The following is a 19,805-nucleotide window of genomic DNA, read 5'->3' as shown; positions in this document are numbered from 1 at the left end:
GTCGAAGTGATAGGACATTAAAGCAGGGTTGGTAGTCTCTTTCCTAACGATGCAGGCCATGGGCCCGCTGGCATATAATGCGCGCCGGTTTTTTGGGGTATGAACATGAGCACAGAAGATCCACGCTTTGCCGGCGTAGCCCGGCTGTACGGTGACCAGGGGCTGCAACGCCTGGGCCAGGCCCATGTGGCCGTGGTCGGTATTGGCGGGGTGGGTTCGTGGGCGGCCGAAGCGCTGGCCCGTAGTGGCGTGGGTGAGATCACCCTGTTCGACCTGGATGATGTCTGCGTCAGCAACACCAACCGCCAGGCCCATGCTCTGGAAGGGCAAGTGGGGCGGGCCAAGGTCGAGGTGATGGCGGAGCGCCTGCGGGCGATCAACCCGGCGTGCACCGTGCATGCGGTGGCCGACTTCGTCACCCGCGAGACCATGGTCGAGTACATCACCGAGAACCTGGATTGTGTAATCGACTGCATCGACAGCGTCATGGCCAAGGCCGCACTGATCGCCTGGTGCCGGCGGCGCAAGATTGCCATTGTCACCACGGGTGGCGCTGGCGGGCAGATCGACCCGACGCAGATCCAGATCGCCGACCTGAACAAGACCTTCAACGACCCGCTGGCCTCGCGGGTGCGCTCCACCTTGCGCCGCGATTACAACTTCTCGCGCAATGTCAGCCGCAACTATGGCGTGCCGTGCGTGTTCTCCAGCGAACAGCTGCGTTACCCCAAGGGCGATGGCAGCGTGTGCCTGCAGAAGAGCTTTGTCGGCGAGGGTGTGCGGCTGGATTGCTCGGGGGGCTTTGGTGCGGTGATGATGGTGACTGCGACCTTTGGCATGGTGGCGGCGAGCAAGGCGGTGGAAAAACTGGTGGCCGGTGCGCGACGGCCTTCGGAGCGGGTCAAACCTGAGTAAATCTCACAGGATTGCTCGGTCTCCTGTAGGAGCGGCCTTGTGTCGCGATAGGGGCGCGCAGCGGCCCCACATTTTCAGCCTGGCCGCGAAGATTGCCGGGGCCGCTTTGCGGCCCTTTCGCGACACAAGGCCGCTCCTACAGGTACAGCACCAGCCTGAGCGCTGCGCGGTCCCTGTAGGAGCGGGTTCACCCGCGAAGAAGCCAGCACCGATTCAGCGGTTGGACGCCAATTCCGCCATCCGCTGCAACACCGCATGCAGCCCATTGCTGCGCGAAGGGGACAACTGGCGCTCCAGCCCCAGCTGGGTAAACCACTCCCGCAGATCAAGCCCGGCCAGCTCGTCACTGGCCAACCCCTGCACCCGCACCAGCAGCAACGCCAGCAGCCCGCGCAACAAGCGGGCATCGCTACTGGCCTTGAACTGCCAAAGCCCATCAACCTGCTCGGCCACCAGCCATACCAGGCTTTCGCAGCCGTGCACCCGGTTGGCCTCGGTCTTTTCGTTGTCAGCCAGCGGCTCCAGCCGGTCGCCCCATTGCATCAGCAAGCGCGCGCGCTGCTCCCAACCTTTGCCCTGTTCGAAGGCCGCCAGCGCTTGGCACGCTTGCTCCGGCAGGGTCATCGCAACAGCTCCAGGCCCTGATCCAGCGCGTCGAAGAAGCGCTGCAAGTCATCACTGTCGTTGTACAAACCCAACGACACCCGTATCGCCCCCTCCAGGCCTAAGCCCGCCAGCAGCGGCATGGCGCAATGATGCCCGGCACGCACTGCAATGCCCTGCTCGGTGAGCAGGTGAGCGATATCGGCGTTGTGCACGCCTTCAATGACAAAGCTGGCCAGGGCCGTTTGCGGTGCGCCCAGCACGCGCACCCCCTCGCGGTCTGCCAGGCCGCGCAACAGGTGCTGGTGCAGGCTGGCTTCATGGGTCTCTACTGCCTGGGCATCGAGGCTGGCCAGGTAATCCAGGGTGGCGCCAAGGCCGATCACCCCGGCAATCGGCGGCGTGCCCGCCTCGAAGCCCAGCGGCGCTGGGCGGAAGCTGGCGCTCTGGTACTCAGCCAGCTGCACCATCTCGCCACCGAACTGCCAATGGCGCAGCAGTTCAAGGGCGTGGTTGCGACCGTAGAGCACGCCGACGCCATCAGGGCCGTAGAGTTTGTGGCTGGAAAACACATAGAAGTCGCAGCCCAGTTGCTGCACATCGTGGCGGCCATGCACCACCCCTTGGGCGCCATCGACCACGGTCAATGCACCTTGCGCGCGGGCATGGGCCAGCAGGGCCGGCAGCGGCTGCCAGGTGCCCAGCACGTTGGACAACTGGCTGACGGCTAGCACGCGAGTGCGCGGGCCGATCAATTGCAATGCCTGGTCCAGGTCGATGTGGCCACGGGCATCCAGCGGCAGCACCACCAGGCGCAGATTGCGCCGGCGCGCAAGCTGTTGCCAAGGCAGCAGGTTGGCATGGTGCTCCAGGGCGCTGACGGCAATTTCGTCACCGGCTTCGAAGCGGTATTCCAGGCCATAGGCCAATAGGTTCAGTGCCGAGGTGGCGCCATGGGTGAACACGATCTGCCGTGAGTCGGCGGCATTGAGCCAGGCGGCGACCTTGTCGCGGCTGGTTTCGAAGGCCTGGGTCGCCAGTGCGCCGGGCAAGTGCTGGGCACGGTGCACGTTGGCCGCGCCATGGCCGTAATAATGGCTCAGGGCATCGAGCAGGGCCTGCGGCTTCTGGGTGGTGGCGGCGCTGTCCAGGTAGGTCTGGTGCTGCCGTTGCAGGGCGGCGATGGCGGGGAAATCGGCACGCCAGGGGGAGGGCTGGAACATGTTTGCGAGGCCTGGAATGAAAATCGGGTCTGGCGTATTCGCGCCAGACCCGATCTTAACACCTCAAACCCGGCAAGGTTCTCAGTTGTGAGCGTGCAATGCTTCGTTCAGCTCGATGGCCGACTTGTGGGTCTTGCACTCAACCGCGCCGTTCAGCGAGTTGCGGCGGAACAGCAGGTCGGTCTGGCCGGCCAGGTCGCGGGCCTTGACCACTTTGACCAGCTCGTTGTTCTCGTCCAGCAGGTTCACCTTGGTACCAGCGGTGATGTACAGGCCGGCTTCGACGGTATTGCGGTCGCCCAGCGGAATGCCGATACCGGCGTTGGCACCGATCAGGCAGCCTTCGCCGACCTTGATGACGATGTTGCCGCCACCGGACAGGGTACCCATGGTCGAGCAGCCGCCGCCCAGGTCCGAGCCCTTGCCAACGAATACGCCAGCGGAAACGCGGCCTTCGATCATGCCCGGGCCTTCGGTGCCAGCGTTAAAGTTGACGAAGCCTTCGTGCATGATGGTGGTGCCTTCGCCGATGTAGGCGCCCAGGCGTACACGGGCGGTGTCGGCGATACGCACGCCGGCCGGGACCACGTAGTCGGTCATTTTCGGGAACTTGTCTACCGAGAACACTTCCAGCAGCTCGCCCTTCAGGCGCGCTTCCAGTTGCATTTCGGCCAGTTCGCTCAGGTCGACAGCGCCCTGGTTGGTCCAGGCCACGTTCGGCAGCAGCGGGAAGATGCCGGCCAGGCTCACGCCGTGCGGTTTGACCAGGCGGTGCGACAGCAGGTGCAGCTTGAGGTAGGCCTCTGGGGTAGAGGTCAGTGCAGCGTCTTCGGCCAGCAGGGTGGCGACCAGCGGCTTGTGGCTTTCGGCCAGGCGGGTCAGCAGTGCGGCCTGGGCGGCGTCGACGCCTTTCAGGGCTTCGGCCAGTTGTGCGGCTTGGGCGTTGCTGAAGGCGATGGCCTGGTTGCCACCTTCGTAACCAAGAACGGGGGCTACTGCAGCAACCAGTTCGGCGCTCGGGTTGAGCAGCGGTTGTGCGTAGAACACTTCCAGCCAGGCGCCCTGGCGGTTCTGGGAGCCGACACCGAAGGCCAGGCTGAACAGGGTATTGGACATGTGATTACCTCGTGCGAAATAGGGTAGGGGCTCAGGCCAGGGCAGCGGCGTACAGGTCGGGCTTGAAGCCGACCAGGGTACGCGCGCCAAGGTCGAGCACCGGGCGTTTGATCATCGACGGCTGGGCCAGCATCAGCTCGACGGCCTTGGCCTGGTCGAGGTCTGCCTTGCTGGCGTCGTCCAGCTTGCGGAAGGTGGTGCCGGCACGGTTGAGGATGACTTCCCAGCCGTGCTCGTCGCACCAGCGGTTCAGGCTGTCACGGTCGATGCCTTGGGTTTTGTAATCGTGGAATTCGTAGGCGACGGCTTGGTCTTCGAGCCAGGTACGTGCCTTTTTCATGGTGTCACAGGCTTTGATGCCGTAGAGCGTGTAGGTCATTGTGTGCATTGGGGATCACAGGTTGCCCCAATCTCTCCGTTTTCCGATGTCAGTCGCGGGATTATGCGGGAACGACGTTGTGAGCGCCACGGGTGTGCATGTCTTGGGTTTTGCGAGCGCCGCAGGTGTGCATGTCTTGAGTCTTGCATCGCTTATGAGATCGAGCGCCGCCCGCGCGGCGCTTCGCAGCACAAGGCTGCTCCTACATTTGTTTCGGGCCAGTTATTCCTGGGGCGCAAGCGCGCGGCCCCTTGGTGTCCACCTCGATATCGCGTCGGACAAACCAGGCGGTTGCGTACGCAGGCACAGGCGTGATTGGCCCGAAACAGATGTAGGAGCAGCCTTGTGCTGCGAAGCGCCGCGCGGGCGGCGCTCGATCTCCGCCACACTGCAAAGCTCTAGGCATGCACCCTGGGCAAGACTTGGCCCATCCTGCCCCGCCACCAAACCGAAGTATCATCATGTTACATATTCACCTGCCACCTGCGACTATCGTGCAGCGGCCTCAACTCGCCGATCGCCGCTAACATATTGTTTCAATGGCGATGTTTCGCCCTGTTGTCGTTTCTGGTTCACAAAGGAAGCTTTCCCGGATGCAGTCCGCCTACACCGTCCTCATCCTGCTGACGCTGGTCAGCGTGTCGAAGCTGGTCGGCCGCATGATTCCGCTGCCCTTGCCGCTGGTGCAGATTGCCGCTGGCGCCTTGCTGGCGTGGCCGACGCTGGGCCTGCATGTGGCCCTGGACCCCGAGTTGTTCCTGTTCCTGTTCCTGCCACCGCTGCTGTTCGCCGACGGCTGGCGCATTCCCAAACGCGAGCTGTGGCGCATTCGTGGGCCGGTGGTGGCGCTGGCCGTGGGCCTGGTGTTGTTCACTGTGGTCGGCGCCGGCTACTTCATTCACTGGCTGATGCCGAGCATCCCGCTGCCAGTGGCCTTCGCCTTGGCCGCTGTGCTGTCACCGACCGACGCCGTGGCCGTTTCGGCGATTACCCAGGACCGCCTGCCCACTCCGCTGATGCACATGCTGCAGGGTGAGGCCCTGATGAATGATGCCTCGGGCCTGGTGACCTTCAAGTTCGCCCTGGCGGCAGCGATCACCGGGGTGTTCTCGCTGACCGACGCAAGCTTCAGCTTCGTCCTGGTCGCCCTGGGTGGCCTGGCGGTGGGCGTGGCCCTTAGCTGGCTGATTGGCCGCCTGCGCACCTGGATGATCGCCCGCGGCTGGGACGACCCTGCCACCCATGTTGTGTTCATGCTGTTACTGCCGTTTGCCGCCTACGTGCTGGCCGAGCGCCTGGGCGTGTCGGGCATTCTCTCCGCGGTGGCGGCCGGCATGATGCAGAGCTGGCTCGACCTGCTGCCACGACAGACCAGCACCCGCCTGCTCAACCGTAGTGTGTGGTCGCTGCTGGAGTTCGCTTTCAACGGCCTGATCTTCCTGCTGCTGGGTTTGCAGCTGCCAGACATCATCAAGGCCGTGGTCAGCCATGAAGCGACTGTTTGGCCGACCCTGGCCTACCGCTGCCTGGACGTGGTGGCGATCTTCGCTGCGCTGATCCTGCTGCGGTTTGTCTGGGTGCAGAGCATCTGGCGTTCGATCGGTGTGGTACGTCGGTGGCGCGGCAAGCCCGCGCTGGTGCTGATGCCTACCGCGCGCTCCTGCTGGCTGCTGACCCTGGGTGGGGTGCGCGGTGCGGTGACCCTGGCCGGTGTGATGTCGGTGCCATTGCTGATGGGCGCGGGCAAGGCCTTCCCGGAGCGGGACCTGCTGATCTTCATTGCTGCCGGGGTGATCCTGCTGTCGTTGATCAGTGCCTGTATCGCTCTGCCGCTGTTGCTGCGTGGGGTGACCAAGAGCCCGGATGAGCGCTTGCACCAGGAGGTGCAGGAAGCCTGGCGGCGCACGGCCGAGGCGGCGATTCATGCCCTGGAGGCAGAGGAAGTGATTGACAGCAATGCCCCGCAGGATGCTGCGCAGGCAACTTTGGCGACCGAGCTGAAGGCGCGCTTGATGGCGGAATACCGGGATGAGCTGGACAGTTATAACGACAGTGCCGAAGCCAAAGCCCTGGCCGAGCAGATGGATTTGCTGGAGCGGCGTTTGCGCTTGCGCGCGCTAAGGGCGCAGCGGCTGGAGCTGTACAACCTGCATCGCCAGCACGAAGTGGGGGATGAGGTGGTGCGGCAGGTGCTGGGGGAGCTGGATATGAGTGAGGCGAACCTGGGGCAGGTCAAATAGATCGCTGGGGGCTGCTTTGCAGCCCGATCGCGACACAAGGCCGCTCCTACAGGTGTTTCGCGTACCCCTGTAGGAGCGGCCTTGTGTCGCGAAAGGGGCGCAAAGCGCCCCCCCGATCCATTCAGCGGGTTTGCAGGAATGCGCGGATCCGCTCCGCCGCCTCGATGCACTCGGCAAGTGGTGCAACCAGTGCCATGCGCACACGCCCGGCGCCCGGGTTCACGCCATCCACCTCGCGCGACAGGTAAGACCCCGGCACCACTGTCACATGCTGGGCCTCGAACAGGTCACGGGTGAACTCGGCATCGCCGCCCGGCACCTTGGCCCAGAGGTAGAAGCTGCCATCCGGGCGCTGCACGTCCATCACCGGCTGCAGGATATCCAGCACGGCATCGTACTTGGCGCGATACTGGTCGCGGTTCTCGCGCACATGCGCCTCGTCCTGCCAGGCGGCGATGCTGGCCAGCTGGGTTTGTACCGGCATGGCGCAGCCATGGTAGGTGCGGTACAGCAGGAACGGCTTGATGATCTCGGCATCGCCGGCGACGAAGCCCGAGCGCAGGCCTGGCAGGTTGGAGCGCTTGGACAGGCTGTGGAACACCACGCAGCGCTTGAAATCGCTACGGCCAAGCTCGGCACAAGCGCTCAGCAGGCCCGGTGGCGGCGCGTCTTCGTCAAAGTACAGCTCGCTGTAGCACTCGTCGGCGGCGATCACGAAATCGTGCTCGTCGGCCAGGGCAATCAGCTTCTTCAGGGTGTCCATCGGCACCAGCGCGCCAGTGGGGTTGCCCGGCGAGCAGAGGAACAGGATCTGGCAACGCTTCCACACTTCGGCCGGCACAGCGTCGAAGTCGGGGTTGAAGCCGTTGTTTTCCAGGCATGGCAGGTAGTGCGGGGTAGCCCCGGCCAGCAGCGCTGCGCCTTCGTAGATTTGATAGAACGGGTTGGGGCTGACCACCAGGCCGTCATCGGCGCGGTTGACCACGGCCTGGGTAAACGCGAACAGTGCTTCACGCGTGCCATTGACCGGCAGGATGTGGCGGTCGGCGTCCAGCCAGCCGGCCGGCACGCCAAAGCGTCGCTCGCACCACTGGCCGATGGCCTGGCGCAGGGCCGGCAGGCCGATGGTGCTGGGGTACACCGCCAGCTTGTCGAGGTTGTCGGCCATGGCCTGGGCGACGAATGCCGGCGATTCATGCTTCGGCTCACCGATCGACAGGGCGATGGCGCGTTTGTCTGCCGCAGGCTTCACGCTGCCCAGCAGGGCGCGGAGCTTTTCGAACGGGTAGGGCTGAAGCTGGGTCAAGGCATGGTTCATCGGCGCAAGGTCTCGTCAATCGTCTAATCGTTAAAAGGTCACGCGGGTCGGGCTGGCGTCGCTGCCTTGGCCGGCCTGTAGCTGCTGCACGATAGCCTCCTGCAGGCGGCTGCACAGCTGCGGGTCGGACAGCGGCTGGTTGTCGGCATCGGTGATGAAGAACACGTCTTCCACGCGCTCGCCAAGGGTGGCGATCTTGGCGTTCTGCAGCGACAGGTCGAACTCCAGGAAGATCCGCCCCAGCCGAGCCAGCAGCCCCGGGCGGTCTGGCGCGGTAATTTCGAGGATGGTCACTGGCCGTTGGGCATCGTTGAGGATGGTCACCTGCGGCGGGAAGTCGAAGTGCTTGAGCTGGCGCGGTACCCGGCGCTGGATGATGGTCGGGTAGTCCTCGGGGTTGCGCAGTGCTTCGGTCAGGCCGTCGCGAATCTGCCGCACCCGTTGCGGATTGTCGCCGATCGAGCCGCCGTCGTTGTCCAGCACGATATAGGTGTCGAGGGTGAACTGGCTGCTCGAGGTGATGATCCGCGCATCGTGAATGTTCAGGTTCAACTGCGACATGGCTGCCACCGTCACCGCGAAGAAGTCGTGCTGGTCGGGGGCGTAGATGAAGATCTGCGTACCGCCCTCGAATTCACGCTGGGTGGTTTCCTTGATCAGTACCAGCGGCCCGCCATCGGCTGGCTGCTGCAGTATCGCGTCGGTATGCCAGGCTACGTCGGCGGCGTTGTGCTTGAGGAAGTAGTCATCCCCCAGCTGCGACCACAGTTGCTCGACGTCGTCCGGGTCGGTGCCCTCGCGCACCAGGATGTCCAGCGCCGCGGACTGGGTCTGGCGAATCTGCTCTTCGCGGTCCAGCGGGTTTTCCAGGCCGCGGCGCAGAGCGCGCTTGGTCTCGGTGTAGAGCTGGCGCAGCAGGCTGGCCCGCCACGAGTTCCACAGGCTGGGGTTGGTGGCGTTGATATCGGCCACGGTCAGCACATAGAGGTAGTCCAGGCGCGTCTCGTCGCCCACGTGCAGGGCAAAATCGTTGATTACCTGCGGGTCGGACAAGTCCTTGCGCTGGGCGGTGGTCGACATCACCAGGTGGTTCTGTACCAGCCAGACGATCAGCCGGCTGTCCCAGGCCGGCAACTGGTGGCGTTCGCAGAACTTCTGCGCATCCACCGCGCCCAGCTCGGAGTGGTCACCTTTACGGCCTTTGCCTATGTCGTGGTACAGGCCGGCCAGGTAGATCAGCTCGGGTTTGGGCAGGCGCCCCATGAGCTTGCTGGCCAGCGGGAATTTCTCGGACACCGGCGTGTACTGTAGCTTGCGCAGGTGCTTGATGAGGTTGAGGGTGTGCGCATCGACCGTATAGATGTGGAACAGGTCGTGCTGCATTTGCCCGACGATCAGGCCGAACTCTGGCAGGTAGCGGCCGAGGATGCCGTAGCGGTTCATCCGCCGCAGGTTGCGGTGGATGCCGATTTCGCACTTGAACAGCTCGATGAACAGGCTGGTGTTGCGGATATCGGTGCGGAAGGTGTCATCGATCAGGTGGCGGTGCTCACGCAGCAGGCGCACGGTATCGGCGCGCACCCCCTTGATCTCCGGGTGCTGGGCCATCAGCACGAAAATTTCCAGCATGGCGAACGGCGTGCGCTTGAACACGTTCGGGTTGGCGGCTTCGATATAGCCGTCGTGCAGGCGGAAGCGCGCATTCAGTGGCTGGGTGCTACCGCTGTCATCGTCGGCGAGGATGACCTCCTCGAAGTGCTGGATGATCAGGTCGCACAGCTGGCTGATGCTCATCACCACCCGGTAATACTGCTGCATGAACTGCTCGATCGCCTGCTTGGGGTTGTCGCCGCTGTAGCCCAGCAATGCGGCAATGCTGCGCTGGTGGTCGAACAGCAGGCGGTCTTCAGCGCGCCCGGCCAGCATGTGCAGGGCGTAGCGCACCTTCCACAGGAAGTCCTGGGACGAGGCCAGCAGCTCGTTTTCGCTTTCCAGCAAGAAGCCTTCGCCGGCCAACGCATGCAGGTTGAGTGTACCGTACTGGCGGCGGGCTACCCACAGCACCGTCTGGATGTCGCGCAGGCCACCGGGCGAACCCTTGACGTTGGGCTCCAGGTTGTACTCGGTGTCGTTGTACTTGTGGTGGCGGGCCTTGAGCTCGGCGCGCTTGGCCAGGAAGAACTCCTTGCTTTGCCACATGTGCGCAGTGCTGGTCACTTCCAGCATGCGCTGGCGCAGGGCCTCGGGGCCGGCAATGGTGCGGCTTTCCATCAGGTTGGTGATGACCGTCAGGTCGGCGCGGGCCTGTTCGGCGCACTCGTCGACGGTGCGCACGCTCTGGCCCACTTCCAGGCCGATGTCCCACAGTAAGGTCAGAAAGCGCTCGATAGCGTCGCGGTACTGCTCATGCTCGGCCGCGCCCAGCAAAATCAGCAGGTCGATGTCCGAATGCGGGTGCAGTTCACCGCGCCCGTAGCCGCCCACTGCGACCAGGGCGATACCGGCCTGGTCGCCCCATTCGAACTGGTTCCAGGCCTGTTGCAGGATATTGTCGACGAGCCAGGCGCGGGCCTCGATCAGCGGGCGGATTTCACCGCCAGCGCGAAAGCGCCTGTCGAGCACCTCGCCCGCCAGGCGGATGGCTTTCTTGAAGGCGGCGATAGGGCTCGCCTTGAGGGCCAGTTCCGCCTGGAACTGGCCGCGGTCGAACAGCTCGGGGTCCACCTGGGGCATCGCGTCACGTTCCTGTCGTGGGGTGGCCTGTCGGGGTGCGGTCAGGCCGAGGTGCGCGGGATGGTGTCGTCCTTGCGCAGGGTGAAGATCTCGTAGCCGGTCGCGGTCACCACCAGGGTGTGCTCCCACTGGGCCGAGAGCTTGCGGTCCTTGGTGATGGCGGTCCAGCCGTCGCCCAGCACCTTGGTGTCGGCCTTGCCCTGGTTGATCATCGGCTCGATGGTGAAGGTCATGCCTTCTTTCAGCTCCATGCCGGTGCCGGCACGGCCGTAGTGGAGGATTTGCGGTTCTTCGTGGAACACCTTGCCGATGCCGTGGCCGCAGAACTCGCGTACCACCGAGAAACCGTTCTTTTCCGCGTGCTTCTGGATCACTTCGCCGATGTCGCCCAGGCGGCAGCCCGGCTTGACCAGCTCGATGGCCTTGTACATGCACTCCTGGGTAACCTTGGACAGGCGCTCGGCCCATACCGGCACGCTGCCGACGTGGAACATGCGGCTGGTGTCGCCGTGGTAGCCATCCTTGATCACGGTGACGTCGATGTTCAGCGTGTCACCGTCCTTGAGCGGCTTGTCGTTGGGGATGCCGTGGCAGACCACATGGTTGATCGAGGTGCAGATCGACTTCGGGTAGCCCTTGTAGTTGAGCGGTGCCGGGATGGCCTGCTGGACGTTGACGATATAGTCGTGGCACAGGCGGTCGAGCTCTTCGGTGGTGATACCGGGCTTGACGTGTTCTTCGATCATTTCCAGCACGTCGGCGGCCAGGCGGCCAGCGATGCGCATCTTCTCGATGTCTTCTGCGGTCTTGATGGTGACGGTCATTACAGGCTCTCTACGGCGCCGTGCACGGCGCGAACAAACGGGAAAGGCCGGATTCTAGCAGAGCAGGGCGCCGATCGGTCGGGATAAAGGCGGCCATGCTGCTGTCTACAGCTGGCATTCTGGCGCGAAACCCAGGGTGCTGCAAAAACCGCTGACGGACGCAACAGTATCCGGGTTCCGTTCGGCTGCGGTCTGTGGTATAAAATGCGCCGCTTTCGGGGACGACCCCGGAAGTACCAAACCCACACACGTGTCGACACGATGACCTGGGTGCCCGACCTGTTCGCAGGTGCGGGTTGGTCATTGGGATGCGTGGAGGCCCAACCCGACTTACCAAGGAACTATCATGTCCCAAGTCAATATGCGCGATATGCTGAAGGCCGGTGTGCACTTCGGCCACCAGACCCGTTACTGGAACCCGAAAATGGGCAAGTACATTTTCGGCGCGCGTAACAAGATCCACATCATCAACCTGGAAAAAACCCTGCCAATGTTCAACGAAGCTCTGGCTTTCGTAGAACGTCTGGCTCAGGGCAAGAACAAGATCATGTTCGTCGGCACCAAGCGTTCCGCCGGCAAGATCGTCGCCGAGCAAGCTGCTCGTGCCGGTTCGCCATACGTTGACCACCGCTGGTTGGGCGGCATGCTGACCAACTACAAAACCATCCGTGCTTCGATCAAGCGTCTGCGCGACCTGGAAACCCAGGCCGAAGATGGCACCTTTGCCAAGCTGACCAAGAAAGAAGCCCTGATGCGTTCGCGCGATCTGGAAAAGCTGGACCGCAGCCTGGGTGGTATCAAGGACATGGGCGGCCTGCCTGATGCCCTGTTCGTGATCGACGTTGACCACGAGCGCATTGCTATCACCGAAGCCAACAAGCTGGGCATCCCGGTTATCGGCGTTGTCGATACCAACAGCAGCCCAGAAGGTGTTGACTACATCATCCCAGGTAACGATGACGCCATCCGCGCTATCGAGCTGTACATGACTTCGATGGCTGACGCCATCATCCGCGGCCGCAACAACGTTGCTGGCGGCACCGAAGTCTATGTTGAAGAAGCGGCTGCACCTGCTGCTGAGTAATTAGGCGCTAGCGTCTACTTGGCACGCAAAAAGGGGGCTTTGCCCCCTTTTTGCCACCTTGAAATCCTGCTGTCAGCATCGGCCCCTCATCATGGGCCTGCTGAATGAAGTCAGCGGATTTGCAGAATTTAACGCCCGTGACAAGCGGGTGGAATGGTTGAAAAACTTTCCAAGAGGATTTTGAAATGGCAGCAATTACTGCAGCGCTGGTCAAAGAACTGCGCGAGCGTACCGGCGAAGGCATGATGGATTGCAAGAAGGCCCTGGAAAAGGCCGGCGGCGACATCGAGAAAGCCATTGACGACATGCGTGCCTCGGGCGCCATCAAGGCCGCCAAAAAGGCTGGCAACGTCGCTGCTGAAGGCGCTATCGCGGTCAAGACCGACGGTAAATCCGCCGTACTGCTGGAAGTGAACTCGCAGACCGACTTCCTGGCCCTGCAAGACGACTTCAAGAACTTCGTTGCCGAAAGCCTCGAAGAAGCCTTCGCCCAGAAGCTGACCGACGCTGCTCCGCTGATCGCTTCGCGTGAAGCTGCTCGTGAAGCCCTGGTTGCCAAGTGCGGCGAGAACGTCAACATCCGTCGCCTGGTGCGCGTTGAGGGTGACGTTGTCGGTGCCTACCTGCACGGCAACAAGATCGGTGCCGTTGTTGTCCTGAAAGGCGGCGACGTCGAGCTGGCCAAGAACATCGCCATGCACGTTGCAGCTTCGAACCCAGAGTTCCTGGATTCGTCGGAAATCTCCGCCGAGGCCATCGAGCGCGAGAAGGGCGTCTTCCTGCAGCTGAACGCCGACAAGATCGCCGGCAAGCCGGAAAACATCGTTGAGAACATGATCAACGGTCGTATCACCAAGTTCAAAGCCGAAGCTTCGCTGAAAGAGCAAGCCTTCGTCATGAACCCGGAAGTCAAAGTTGGCGATCTGGCCAAGAAAGCCGGTGCTGAAATCGTTTCCTTCACCTACTTCAAAGTAGGCGAAGGCATCGAGAAGCCAGTCGACGACTTCGCTGCTGAAGTTGCCGCTCAGGTAGCTGCTGCCAAGCAGTAAGACAGCCCCGTCTGTCGCCCCAAAGAGGCTGCCCGCTCACGCGCGCAGCCTCTTTGTCAAAACGGCGAAGGGTTTATAAAGCCCGGCGCCGCTGGCACCAAAACGGTGCCACGCTACAGTTAGCAAGCCGAAAACGGCTCGCACGAATTTTCTAAAAGTACGCCGCAGGAGAGACTCGCAATGGCTCAGCAGGTGAGTGGTCGCCAACCTCGCTATAAACGCATTTTGCTCAAACTTAGCGGCGAGGCCCTGATGGGCTCGGAAGACTTCGGGATCGACCCGAAGGTGCTGGATCGCATGGCCCTTGAAGTTGGCCAGCTGGTAGGGATCGGTGTCCAGGTCGGCCTGGTGATCGGTGGTGGCAACCTGTTCCGCGGCGCCGCGCTCAGCGCAGCCGGCATGGACCGCGTCACCGGTGACCACATGGGCATGCTGGCCACCGTGATGAACGGCCTGGCCATGCGCGACGCGCTGGAGCGTTCGAACATCCCGGCCCTGGTCATGTCGGCCATTTCCATGGTCGGTGTCACCGATCATTACGATCGTCGCAAAGCTATTCGCCACCTCAACTCCGGGGATGTGGTAATTTTCTCCGCCGGTACCGGTAACCCGTTCTTCACCACCGACTCCGCAGCGTGCCTGCGCGGCATCGAAATCGATGCAGATGTGGTGCTGAAGGCGACCAAGGTCGACGGCGTCTACACGGCTGATCCATTCAAGGACCCGCATGCCGAGAAGTTCGATCACCTGACCTACGATGAGGTCCTGGATCGCAAGCTCGGTGTCATGGACTTGACCGCGATCTGCCTGTGCCGTGACCACAAGATGCCGCTGCGGGTATTCAACATGAACAAGCCTGGCTCCCTGCTGAACATTGTAGTGGGTGGCGCCGAAGGCACTTTGATCGAGGAAGGCCAAGCATGATCAACGACATCAAGAATAACGCGCAGGAGCGCATGACCAAGTCCCTTGAGGCCCTGGGTCGCAACCTGGCGGCAATCCGCACTGGTCGCGCTCACCCAAGCATCCTGGACACCGTCAAGGTCACTGCCTGGGGCAGCGAAATGCCGCTGAACCAGGTGGCCGCGATTTCGGTCGAAGATGCCCGCACCCTGAAGATCGTCGCCCACGACAAGAACCTCAGCGCCGCCATCGAAAAGGCCATCCTGAACTCCGACCTGGGTCTGAACCCGATGAGCGCCGGTACCACCATCCGCGTGCCGATGCCGGCCCTGACCGAGGAAACCCGCAAGGGCTACACCAAGCAGGCCAGTGGTGTTGCCGAGGACGCCAAGGTAGCCGTGCGTAACGTGCGTCGCGACGCCCTTGCCGACCTGAAGAAGCTGACCAAGGACAAGGAAATCAGCGAAGACGACGAGCGTCGCGCTGCTGACGAAATCCAGAAGCTGACCGACAAGTTCGTTGCCGAAGTCGATGCTGCCTTCAAAGCCAAGGAAAAGGACCTGATGGCCGTTTAAGGCCGGGGTTTTTTAATGGAAAAGACCAAGCCAGCGGCGCCGTCCTCGGTGCCGCGTCATGTCGCGATCATCATGGATGGCAACAACCGCTGGGCGAAAAAACGCCTGCTGCCCGGCGTTGCCGGGCACAAGGCGGGTGTCGACGCCGTTCGCGCGGTCATCGAAGTCTGTGCCGAGTCCGGGGTCGAGGTACTGACCCTGTTCGCGTTCTCCAGCGAAAACTGGCAGCGCCCAGCCGAAGAGGTCGGTGCGCTGATGGAGTTGTTCTTCTCGGCCCTGCGCCGTGAGGCCAGGCGCCTCAACGAAAACAACATCAGCCTGCGCATCATCGGTGACCGTTCGCGTTTCCACCCTGAGCTGCAGGTTGCCATGCGCGAGGCCGAAGCACTGACCGCCGGCAGCAACCGATTCATCCTGCAAATCGCGGCCAACTACGGTGGCCAGTGGGATATCGCCCAGGCTGCCCAGCGCCTGGCGCGGGAAGTGCAGGCCGGGCACTTGCGCCCGGAAGACATCACTCCGGGCCTGCTGCAGACCTGTCTGGCAACCGGTGAACTGCCGCTGCCGGACTTGTGCATTCGCACCGGTGGCGAGCACCGCATCAGCAACTTCCTGCTGTGGCAGCTGGCCTACGCCGAGTTGTACTTCTCCGACCTGTACTGGCCGGACTTCAAACACGAGGCCATGCGCAAAGCCCTGGCCGATTTCGCTTCGCGCCAGCGCCGCTTCGGTAAGACCAGCGAGCAGGTCGAGGCTGGAGCTCGTGCTTAATGCTTAAACAACGCATCATTACCGCGCTGATCCTGCTGCCGATCGCGCTGGGTGGCTTTTTCCTGCTCAATGGTGGGGATTTCGCCCTGTTCATCGGCTTCGTGGTGACCCTCGGTGCCTGGGAGTGGGCGCGTCTGGCGGGGCTGATGGCCCAGCCGCTGCGTATCGCCTATGCCGTGGTCGTTGGTGGGGCGCTGATGCTGCTTCACCTGCTTCCGGAGCTGGCGCCCTGGGTGCTGGGCGCTGCGGTGATCTGGTGGGGGCTGGCCACCTGGCTGGTGCTTACGTACCCGCGCAGCAGCGAGCTGTGGGCCAGTGCCGCCTGTCGGCTGCTGATCGGCCTGCTGGTGTTGCTGCCGGCCTGGCAGGGGCTGGTGCTGCTCAAGCACTGGCCGCTGGGTAACTGGCTGATCCTGTCGGTCATGGTGCTGGTCTGGACTGCCGATATTGGCGCGTACTTCTCTGGCCGTGCTTTCGGCAAGCGCAAGCTGGCGCCGCAGGTCAGCCCGGGCAAGAGCTGGGAAGGCGTATATGGCGGCCTGGGCGTCAGCCTGGTGATTACCTTGGTGGTCGGCATCAGCCGCGACTGGGGCTTCGGCCAGATCCTGCTGGGCCTGCTGGGCGCCGCGCTAGTGGTCATGTCGTCGGTGGTCGGTGACCTGACCGAGAGCATGTTCAAGCGCCGTTCCGGCATCAAGGACAGCAGCAACCTGCTGCCCGGCCATGGAGGCGTGCTTGATCGCATCGACAGCCTGACCGCGGCGATCCCGATTTTCGCCGTGCTGTTGTGGGCTGCCGAATGGGGTGCGATGTGAGTCGCCCGCAGCGTATTACCGTGCTCGGCGCCACTGGCTCCATCGGCCTGAGCACGCTGGATGTCATCGCGCGCCACCCCGACCGCTACCAGGCGTTTGCCCTGAGCGGCTATTCGCGTATCGACGAGCTGCTGGCCCTGTGCGTGCGCCATCGCCCGGCGTTTGCCGTGGTGCCGAGCGCCGAGGCGGCCGCACGGCTGCGTGAAAACCTGGCCGCGGCGGGTTGTGTCACCGAGGTGCTGGAAGGCGAGGCCGGGCTGTGCCAGGTGGCTGCCGCGTCGGAGGTGGACGCGGTGATGGCGGCCATCGTCGGCGCTGCCGGGCTGCGTCCCACCCTGGCGGCGGTCGAGGCGGGCAAGAAGGTCTTGCTGGCCAACAAGGAAGCCCTGGTGATGTCCGGGGCCCTGTTCATGGAGGCGGTGCGGCGTAGTGGTGCCGTGCTGCTGCCAATCGACAGCGAGCACAACGCGATCTTCCAGTGCATGCCGGGTGACTACGCCCGCGGCCTGAGCGCCGTTGGCGTGCGCCGGATCATGCTCACCGCCTCGGGTGGCCCGTTCCGCGAGACACCCACCGAAGCGTTGCTGGACGTCACGCCTGAGCAGGCCTGCGCGCACCCCAACTGGTCCATGGGGCGCAAGATTTCCGTGGATTCGGCCAGCATGATGAACAAGGGCCTGGAGCTGATCGAAGCCTGCTGGCTGTTCGATGCCGTGCCGGCCAAGGTCGAGGTGGTGGTGCACCCGCAGAGCGTGATCCACTCCCTGGTGGACTACGTGGACGGTTCGGTGCTGGCGCAGCTGGGTAACCCGGACATGCGCACGCCGATTGCCAATGCCCTGGCCTGGCCCGAGCGGATCGACTCCGGGGTGGCCCCGCTGGACCTGTTCGCCATCGCCCGTCTGGATTTCCAGGCCCCCGACGAACAGCGCTTCCCTTGCCTGCGCCTGGCGCGGCAGGCTGCCGAGGCCGGCAACAGTGCACCGGCCGTGCTCAACGCGGCCAACGAGGTCGCGGTCGAGGCATTTCTCCAGCGGCGTATCCGCTTCCCGGAGATCGCGGGTATGATCGAACAGGTGCTCGATCAGGAGCCCGTCGTGCCGCTGCCGTCGCTGGACGCGGTGTTCGCCGCCGACCAGCGTGCCCGGGAGCTTTCCCGTGAGTGGCTGAGGCGTCACGGTCGCTGATGCAGGCCCACTACGGTTCGCGAGGGGGCTGGGTATACGCCGGCCCGCTGAACATCATTCGGAGATGGACATGACAGCGCTCTACATGATTATCGGCACCCTCGTGGCCTTGGGTGTGCTGGTCACTTTCCATGAATTTGGCCACTTCTGGGTGGCGCGCCGCTGCGGCGTCAAGGTGCTGCGCTTCTCGGTGGGCTTCGGCACGCCGCTGTTGCGTTGGCATGATCGCCATGGCACCGAGTTTGTGGTTGCGGCGATTCCGCTGGGTGGCTACGTCAAGATGCTCGACGAGCGCGAAGGCGACGTGCCGCCAGCGCTGGCCGGGCAGTCGTTCAACCGCAAGTCCGTGCGCCAGCGTATCGCTATTGTCGCGGCGGGCCCGATCGCCAACTTCCTGCTGGCCATCCTGTTCTTCTGGGTGCTGGCAATGCTGGGCACCCAGCAGGTTCGCCCGGTAATCGGTGCGGTGGATGCTGGCAGCCTGGCGGCCTCGGCCGGTTTGACCGCAGGTCAGGAAATCGTCTCGGTCGACGGCAAACCGACCAACGGCTGGTCGGCCGTCAACCTGCAGCTGGTTCGCCGCCTGGGCGAGAGCGGCACCTTGCAGGTTGGCGTGCGTGATGAAGGCGCCAGCGCCGAGCGCCAGCTGCAGGTGAAACTGGACAGCTGGCTCAAGGGCGCCGACGAGCCGGACCCGATTCAATCCCTGGGGTTGCACCCTTGGCGTCCGGCTATCGTGCCGGTTCTGGCCGAGATCGACCCGAAGGGGCCGGCTGCCGCTGCGGGCCTGAAAACGGGTGACAAACTGCTGGCTGTCGATGGCGTGGCAGTGACCGAATGGCAGCAGGTGGTCGACAGCGTGCGTGCTCGCCCGGATGCCAAGGTGGTGGTGCATGTGGAGCGCGATGGCGCGGCCCTGGACGTGCCGGTCACCCTGGCGCGCAAGGGTGAAGGCAAGGCCGCCGGCGGCTATCTGGGTGCCGGGGTAAAAGGTGGCGAATGGCCTGCCAGCATGCTTCGCGAAGTCAGCTACGGCCCGCTGGATGCGGTGGGTGAGGGCTTGTCGCGCACCTGGAACATGAGCGTCCTGACCCTTGAATCGCTGAAGAAAATGCTGTTCGGAGAGCTCTCGGTAAAAAACTTGAGCGGACCGATAACCATTGCTAAAGTGGCGGGCGCTTCAGCCCAGTCCGGCGTGGGGGATTTCCTGAATTTCCTGGCCTACCTGAGCATAAGCCTGGGGGTTCTTAACCTGCTGCCCATCCCGGTACTGGATGGGGGGCATTTGCTGTTTTACCTGGTCGAGTGGGCGCGCGGTCGTCCGCTGTCAGATCGGGTGCAAGGTTGGGGGGTCCAGATCGGTATCAGTTTGGTCATTGGGGTGATGTTGCTCGCCCTGATCAACGATCTGGGTCGACTATAAAGCTTCGCTCAATTGCGAACCTGCCGTGTTGAAGCGGCGGGTTGTTTATTGCCAGTTGGAATAAAAGGACTTCATGAAACGTCTGCTGCTAACTGCGGTCATGTCCGCACTGATGATCGCTGAAGTTCACGCCGAGTCCTTCACCATCTCCGATATTCGCGTCAACGGCCTGCAGCGGGTTTCCGCCGGCAGTGTCTTCGGTGCCTTGCCGCTGAACGTCGGCGACCAGGCTGATGACCGCCGCCTGGTGGACTCGACCCGTTCCCTGTTCAAGACCGGTTTCTTCCAGGACATCCAGCTGAACCGCGATGGCAATGTCCTGATCATCAACGTGGTCGAGCGCCCGTCGGTGTCGAGCATCGAGATCGAAGGCAACAAGGCGATCAGCACTGAAGACCTGATGAAGGGCCTGAAACAGTCGGGCCTGGCCGAAGGCGAAATTTTCCAGCGTGCCACCCTCGAAGGCGTGCGTAACGAGCTGCAGCGCCAGTACGTGGCCCAGGGCCGCTACTCGGCCGAGGTCGACGCCGAGGTGGTGCCGCAGCCGCGCAACCGCGTGGCACTGAAGATCAAGATCAACGAAGGCACCGTCGCCGCCATCCAGCACATCAACATCGTTGGCAACAACGTGTTCGACGATGAAACCC

Annotated in this window: 18 protein-coding genes; 11 read left to right on the top strand and 7 right to left on the bottom strand. The window is 63.3% G+C overall.

All coding sequences use genetic code 11. From position 1 onward, the window contains the following. Nucleotides 1-105 precede the first annotated feature (105 nt). Nucleotides 106-915 carry a tRNA cyclic N6-threonylcarbamoyladenosine(37) synthase TcdA gene (gene tcdA, locus ACIP1G_RS06990; protein WP_400734961.1) on the top strand — a complete coding sequence of 270 codons (810 nt, stop codon included), beginning with the start codon at nucleotides 106-108 and terminating at the stop codon, nucleotides 913-915. Nucleotides 916-1,128: 213 nt separating this feature from the next. On the opposite strand, the gene ACIP1G_RS06985 is transcribed toward tcdA, so the two are convergent. The 4 genes from ACIP1G_RS06985 to ACIP1G_RS06970 form a co-directional block, all read right to left on the bottom strand. Further along, nucleotides 1,129-1,539 carry a SufE family protein gene (locus ACIP1G_RS06985; protein WP_400734959.1) on the bottom strand — a complete coding sequence of 137 codons (411 nt, stop codon included), beginning with the start codon at nucleotides 1,537-1,539 and terminating at the stop codon, nucleotides 1,129-1,131. Further along, nucleotides 1,536-2,741 (bottom strand): cysteine desulfurase, encoded by a 1,206-nt coding sequence (locus tag ACIP1G_RS06980; protein ID WP_400734958.1) that lies wholly within the window; start codon nucleotides 2,739-2,741, stop codon nucleotides 1,536-1,538. Before ACIP1G_RS06980 ends, ACIP1G_RS06985 begins: the two co-directional genes overlap by 4 nt. Before the next feature lie 81 nt (nucleotides 2,742-2,822). Next, nucleotides 2,823-3,857 (bottom strand): 2,3,4,5-tetrahydropyridine-2,6-dicarboxylate N-succinyltransferase, encoded by a 1,035-nt coding sequence (gene dapD, locus ACIP1G_RS06975; protein ID WP_400734956.1) that lies wholly within the window; start codon nucleotides 3,855-3,857, stop codon nucleotides 2,823-2,825. A gap of 31 nt (nucleotides 3,858-3,888) precedes the next feature. After that, nucleotides 3,889-4,236: an ArsC family reductase gene (locus ACIP1G_RS06970; RefSeq protein ID WP_400735284.1), complete on the bottom strand. Its 348-nt coding sequence runs from the start codon at nucleotides 4,234-4,236 to the stop codon at nucleotides 3,889-3,891. Nucleotides 4,237-4,829: 593 nt separating this feature from the next. On the opposite strand from ACIP1G_RS06970, the gene ACIP1G_RS06965 reads away from it, so the two are divergent. Further along, nucleotides 4,830-6,476, top strand: coding sequence for a Na+/H+ antiporter (locus ACIP1G_RS06965; RefSeq protein ID WP_400734955.1), 1,647 nt, complete (start codon nucleotides 4,830-4,832; stop codon nucleotides 6,474-6,476). A gap of 121 nt (nucleotides 6,477-6,597) precedes the next feature. Here the strand turns inward: ACIP1G_RS06965 and dapC are convergent, their stop codons facing one another. Genes dapC through map form a run of 3 tightly spaced genes read right to left on the bottom strand, consistent with a single transcriptional unit; the run spans nucleotide 6,598 to nucleotide 11,351 of the window. After that, nucleotides 6,598-7,794: a succinyldiaminopimelate transaminase gene (gene dapC, locus ACIP1G_RS06960; RefSeq protein ID WP_400734953.1), complete on the bottom strand. Its 1,197-nt coding sequence runs from the start codon at nucleotides 7,792-7,794 to the stop codon at nucleotides 6,598-6,600. A 30-nt stretch (nucleotides 7,795-7,824) separates the two neighbouring features. Further along, nucleotides 7,825-10,527: a [protein-PII] uridylyltransferase gene (locus ACIP1G_RS06955; protein ID WP_400734951.1), complete on the bottom strand. Its 2,703-nt coding sequence runs from the start codon at nucleotides 10,525-10,527 to the stop codon at nucleotides 7,825-7,827. A gap of 41 nt (nucleotides 10,528-10,568) precedes the next feature. After that, complete coding sequence (map, locus tag ACIP1G_RS06950) at nucleotides 10,569-11,351, bottom strand: type I methionyl aminopeptidase (protein ID WP_346644351.1); 783 nt, start codon at nucleotides 11,349-11,351, stop codon at nucleotides 10,569-10,571. A gap of 346 nt (nucleotides 11,352-11,697) precedes the next feature. On the opposite strand from map, the gene rpsB reads away from it, so the two are divergent. The 9 genes from rpsB to ACIP1G_RS06905 all read left to right on the top strand — a co-directional run. Further along, on the top strand, nucleotides 11,698-12,435 hold the full coding sequence (rpsB, locus tag ACIP1G_RS06945; protein ID WP_016501167.1) for a 30S ribosomal protein S2: 738 nt from the start codon (nucleotides 11,698-11,700) through the stop codon (nucleotides 12,433-12,435). 185 nt (nucleotides 12,436-12,620) lie between these two features. Continuing rightward, on the top strand, nucleotides 12,621-13,484 hold the full coding sequence (tsf, locus tag ACIP1G_RS06940) for a translation elongation factor Ts (RefSeq protein WP_400734949.1): 864 nt from the start codon (nucleotides 12,621-12,623) through the stop codon (nucleotides 13,482-13,484). Between the two features lie 180 nt (nucleotides 13,485-13,664). Continuing rightward, a complete protein-coding gene (gene pyrH / locus ACIP1G_RS06935) occupies nucleotides 13,665-14,408 on the top strand; it encodes a UMP kinase (protein WP_201203084.1) in 744 nt (247 codons plus the stop codon). Beyond that, complete coding sequence (gene frr / locus ACIP1G_RS06930) at nucleotides 14,405-14,962, top strand: ribosome recycling factor (protein ID WP_400734947.1); 558 nt, start codon at nucleotides 14,405-14,407, stop codon at nucleotides 14,960-14,962. The genes pyrH and frr overlap by 4 nt, the downstream gene beginning before the upstream one ends. A gap of 15 nt (nucleotides 14,963-14,977) precedes the next feature. Beyond that, nucleotides 14,978-15,733, top strand: coding sequence for a polyprenyl diphosphate synthase (gene uppS / locus ACIP1G_RS06925; protein WP_400734945.1), 756 nt, complete (start codon nucleotides 14,978-14,980; stop codon nucleotides 15,731-15,733). Then, the gene (locus tag ACIP1G_RS06920) at nucleotides 15,733-16,548 is read left to right on the top strand and encodes a phosphatidate cytidylyltransferase (protein WP_400734943.1); all 816 of its coding nucleotides are present in this window, start codon (nucleotides 15,733-15,735) and stop codon (nucleotides 16,546-16,548) included. The genes uppS and ACIP1G_RS06920 overlap by 1 nt, the downstream gene beginning before the upstream one ends. Then, nucleotides 16,545-17,735: a 1-deoxy-D-xylulose-5-phosphate reductoisomerase gene (ispC, locus tag ACIP1G_RS06915; protein ID WP_400734941.1), complete on the top strand. Its 1,191-nt coding sequence runs from the start codon at nucleotides 16,545-16,547 to the stop codon at nucleotides 17,733-17,735. The genes ACIP1G_RS06920 and ispC overlap by 4 nt, the downstream gene beginning before the upstream one ends. A gap of 70 nt (nucleotides 17,736-17,805) precedes the next feature. Then, nucleotides 17,806-19,158 carry an RIP metalloprotease RseP gene (rseP, locus tag ACIP1G_RS06910; RefSeq protein ID WP_400734939.1) on the top strand — a complete coding sequence of 451 codons (1,353 nt, stop codon included), beginning with the start codon at nucleotides 17,806-17,808 and terminating at the stop codon, nucleotides 19,156-19,158. Nucleotides 19,159-19,231: 73 nt separating this feature from the next. Then, the coding region (locus tag ACIP1G_RS06905) for a POTRA domain-containing protein (protein ID WP_400734937.1) at nucleotides 19,232-19,805 on the top strand (574 nt) is incomplete at its 3' end.

Source organism: Pseudomonas sp. NPDC089392 (assembly GCF_044749595.1).
Taxonomy (GTDB): domain Bacteria; phylum Pseudomonadota; class Gammaproteobacteria; order Pseudomonadales; family Pseudomonadaceae; genus Aquipseudomonas.
Note: the sequence above shows the minus strand (reverse complement) of the source record. Positions and strands in the feature narration are given on the sequence as shown.

Bases quoted from the DNA above. Each gene is read 5' to 3' on its own strand.
- tcdA (WP_400734961.1), top strand. From the start codon at position 106: ATGAGCACAGAAGATCCACGCTTTGCCGGCGTAGCCCGGCTGTACGGT.
- ACIP1G_RS06985 (WP_400734959.1), bottom strand. From the start codon at position 1,539: ATGACCCTGCCGGAGCAAGCGTGCCAAGCGCTGGCGGCCTTCGAACAG.
- ACIP1G_RS06980 (WP_400734958.1), bottom strand. From the start codon at position 2,741: ATGTTCCAGCCCTCCCCCTGGCGTGCCGATTTCCCCGCCATCGCCGCC.
- dapD (WP_400734956.1), bottom strand. From the start codon at position 3,857: ATGTCCAATACCCTGTTCAGCCTGGCCTTCGGTGTCGGCTCCCAGAAC.
- ACIP1G_RS06970 (WP_400735284.1), bottom strand. From the start codon at position 4,236: ATGACCTACACGCTCTACGGCATCAAAGCCTGTGACACCATGAAAAAG.
- ACIP1G_RS06965 (WP_400734955.1), top strand. From the start codon at position 4,830: ATGCAGTCCGCCTACACCGTCCTCATCCTGCTGACGCTGGTCAGCGTG.
- dapC (WP_400734953.1), bottom strand. From the start codon at position 7,794: ATGAACCATGCCTTGACCCAGCTTCAGCCCTACCCGTTCGAAAAGCTC.
- ACIP1G_RS06955 (WP_400734951.1), bottom strand. From the start codon at position 10,527: ATGCCCCAGGTGGACCCCGAGCTGTTCGACCGCGGCCAGTTCCAGGCG.
- map (WP_346644351.1), bottom strand. From the start codon at position 11,351: ATGACCGTCACCATCAAGACCGCAGAAGACATCGAGAAGATGCGCATC.
- rpsB (WP_016501167.1), top strand. From the start codon at position 11,698: ATGTCCCAAGTCAATATGCGCGATATGCTGAAGGCCGGTGTGCACTTC.
- tsf (WP_400734949.1), top strand. From the start codon at position 12,621: ATGGCAGCAATTACTGCAGCGCTGGTCAAAGAACTGCGCGAGCGTACC.
- pyrH (WP_201203084.1), top strand. From the start codon at position 13,665: ATGGCTCAGCAGGTGAGTGGTCGCCAACCTCGCTATAAACGCATTTTG.
- frr (WP_400734947.1), top strand. From the start codon at position 14,405: ATGATCAACGACATCAAGAATAACGCGCAGGAGCGCATGACCAAGTCC.
- uppS (WP_400734945.1), top strand. From the start codon at position 14,978: ATGGAAAAGACCAAGCCAGCGGCGCCGTCCTCGGTGCCGCGTCATGTC.
- ACIP1G_RS06920 (WP_400734943.1), top strand. From the start codon at position 15,733: ATGCTTAAACAACGCATCATTACCGCGCTGATCCTGCTGCCGATCGCG.
- rseP (WP_400734939.1), top strand. From the start codon at position 17,806: ATGACAGCGCTCTACATGATTATCGGCACCCTCGTGGCCTTGGGTGTG.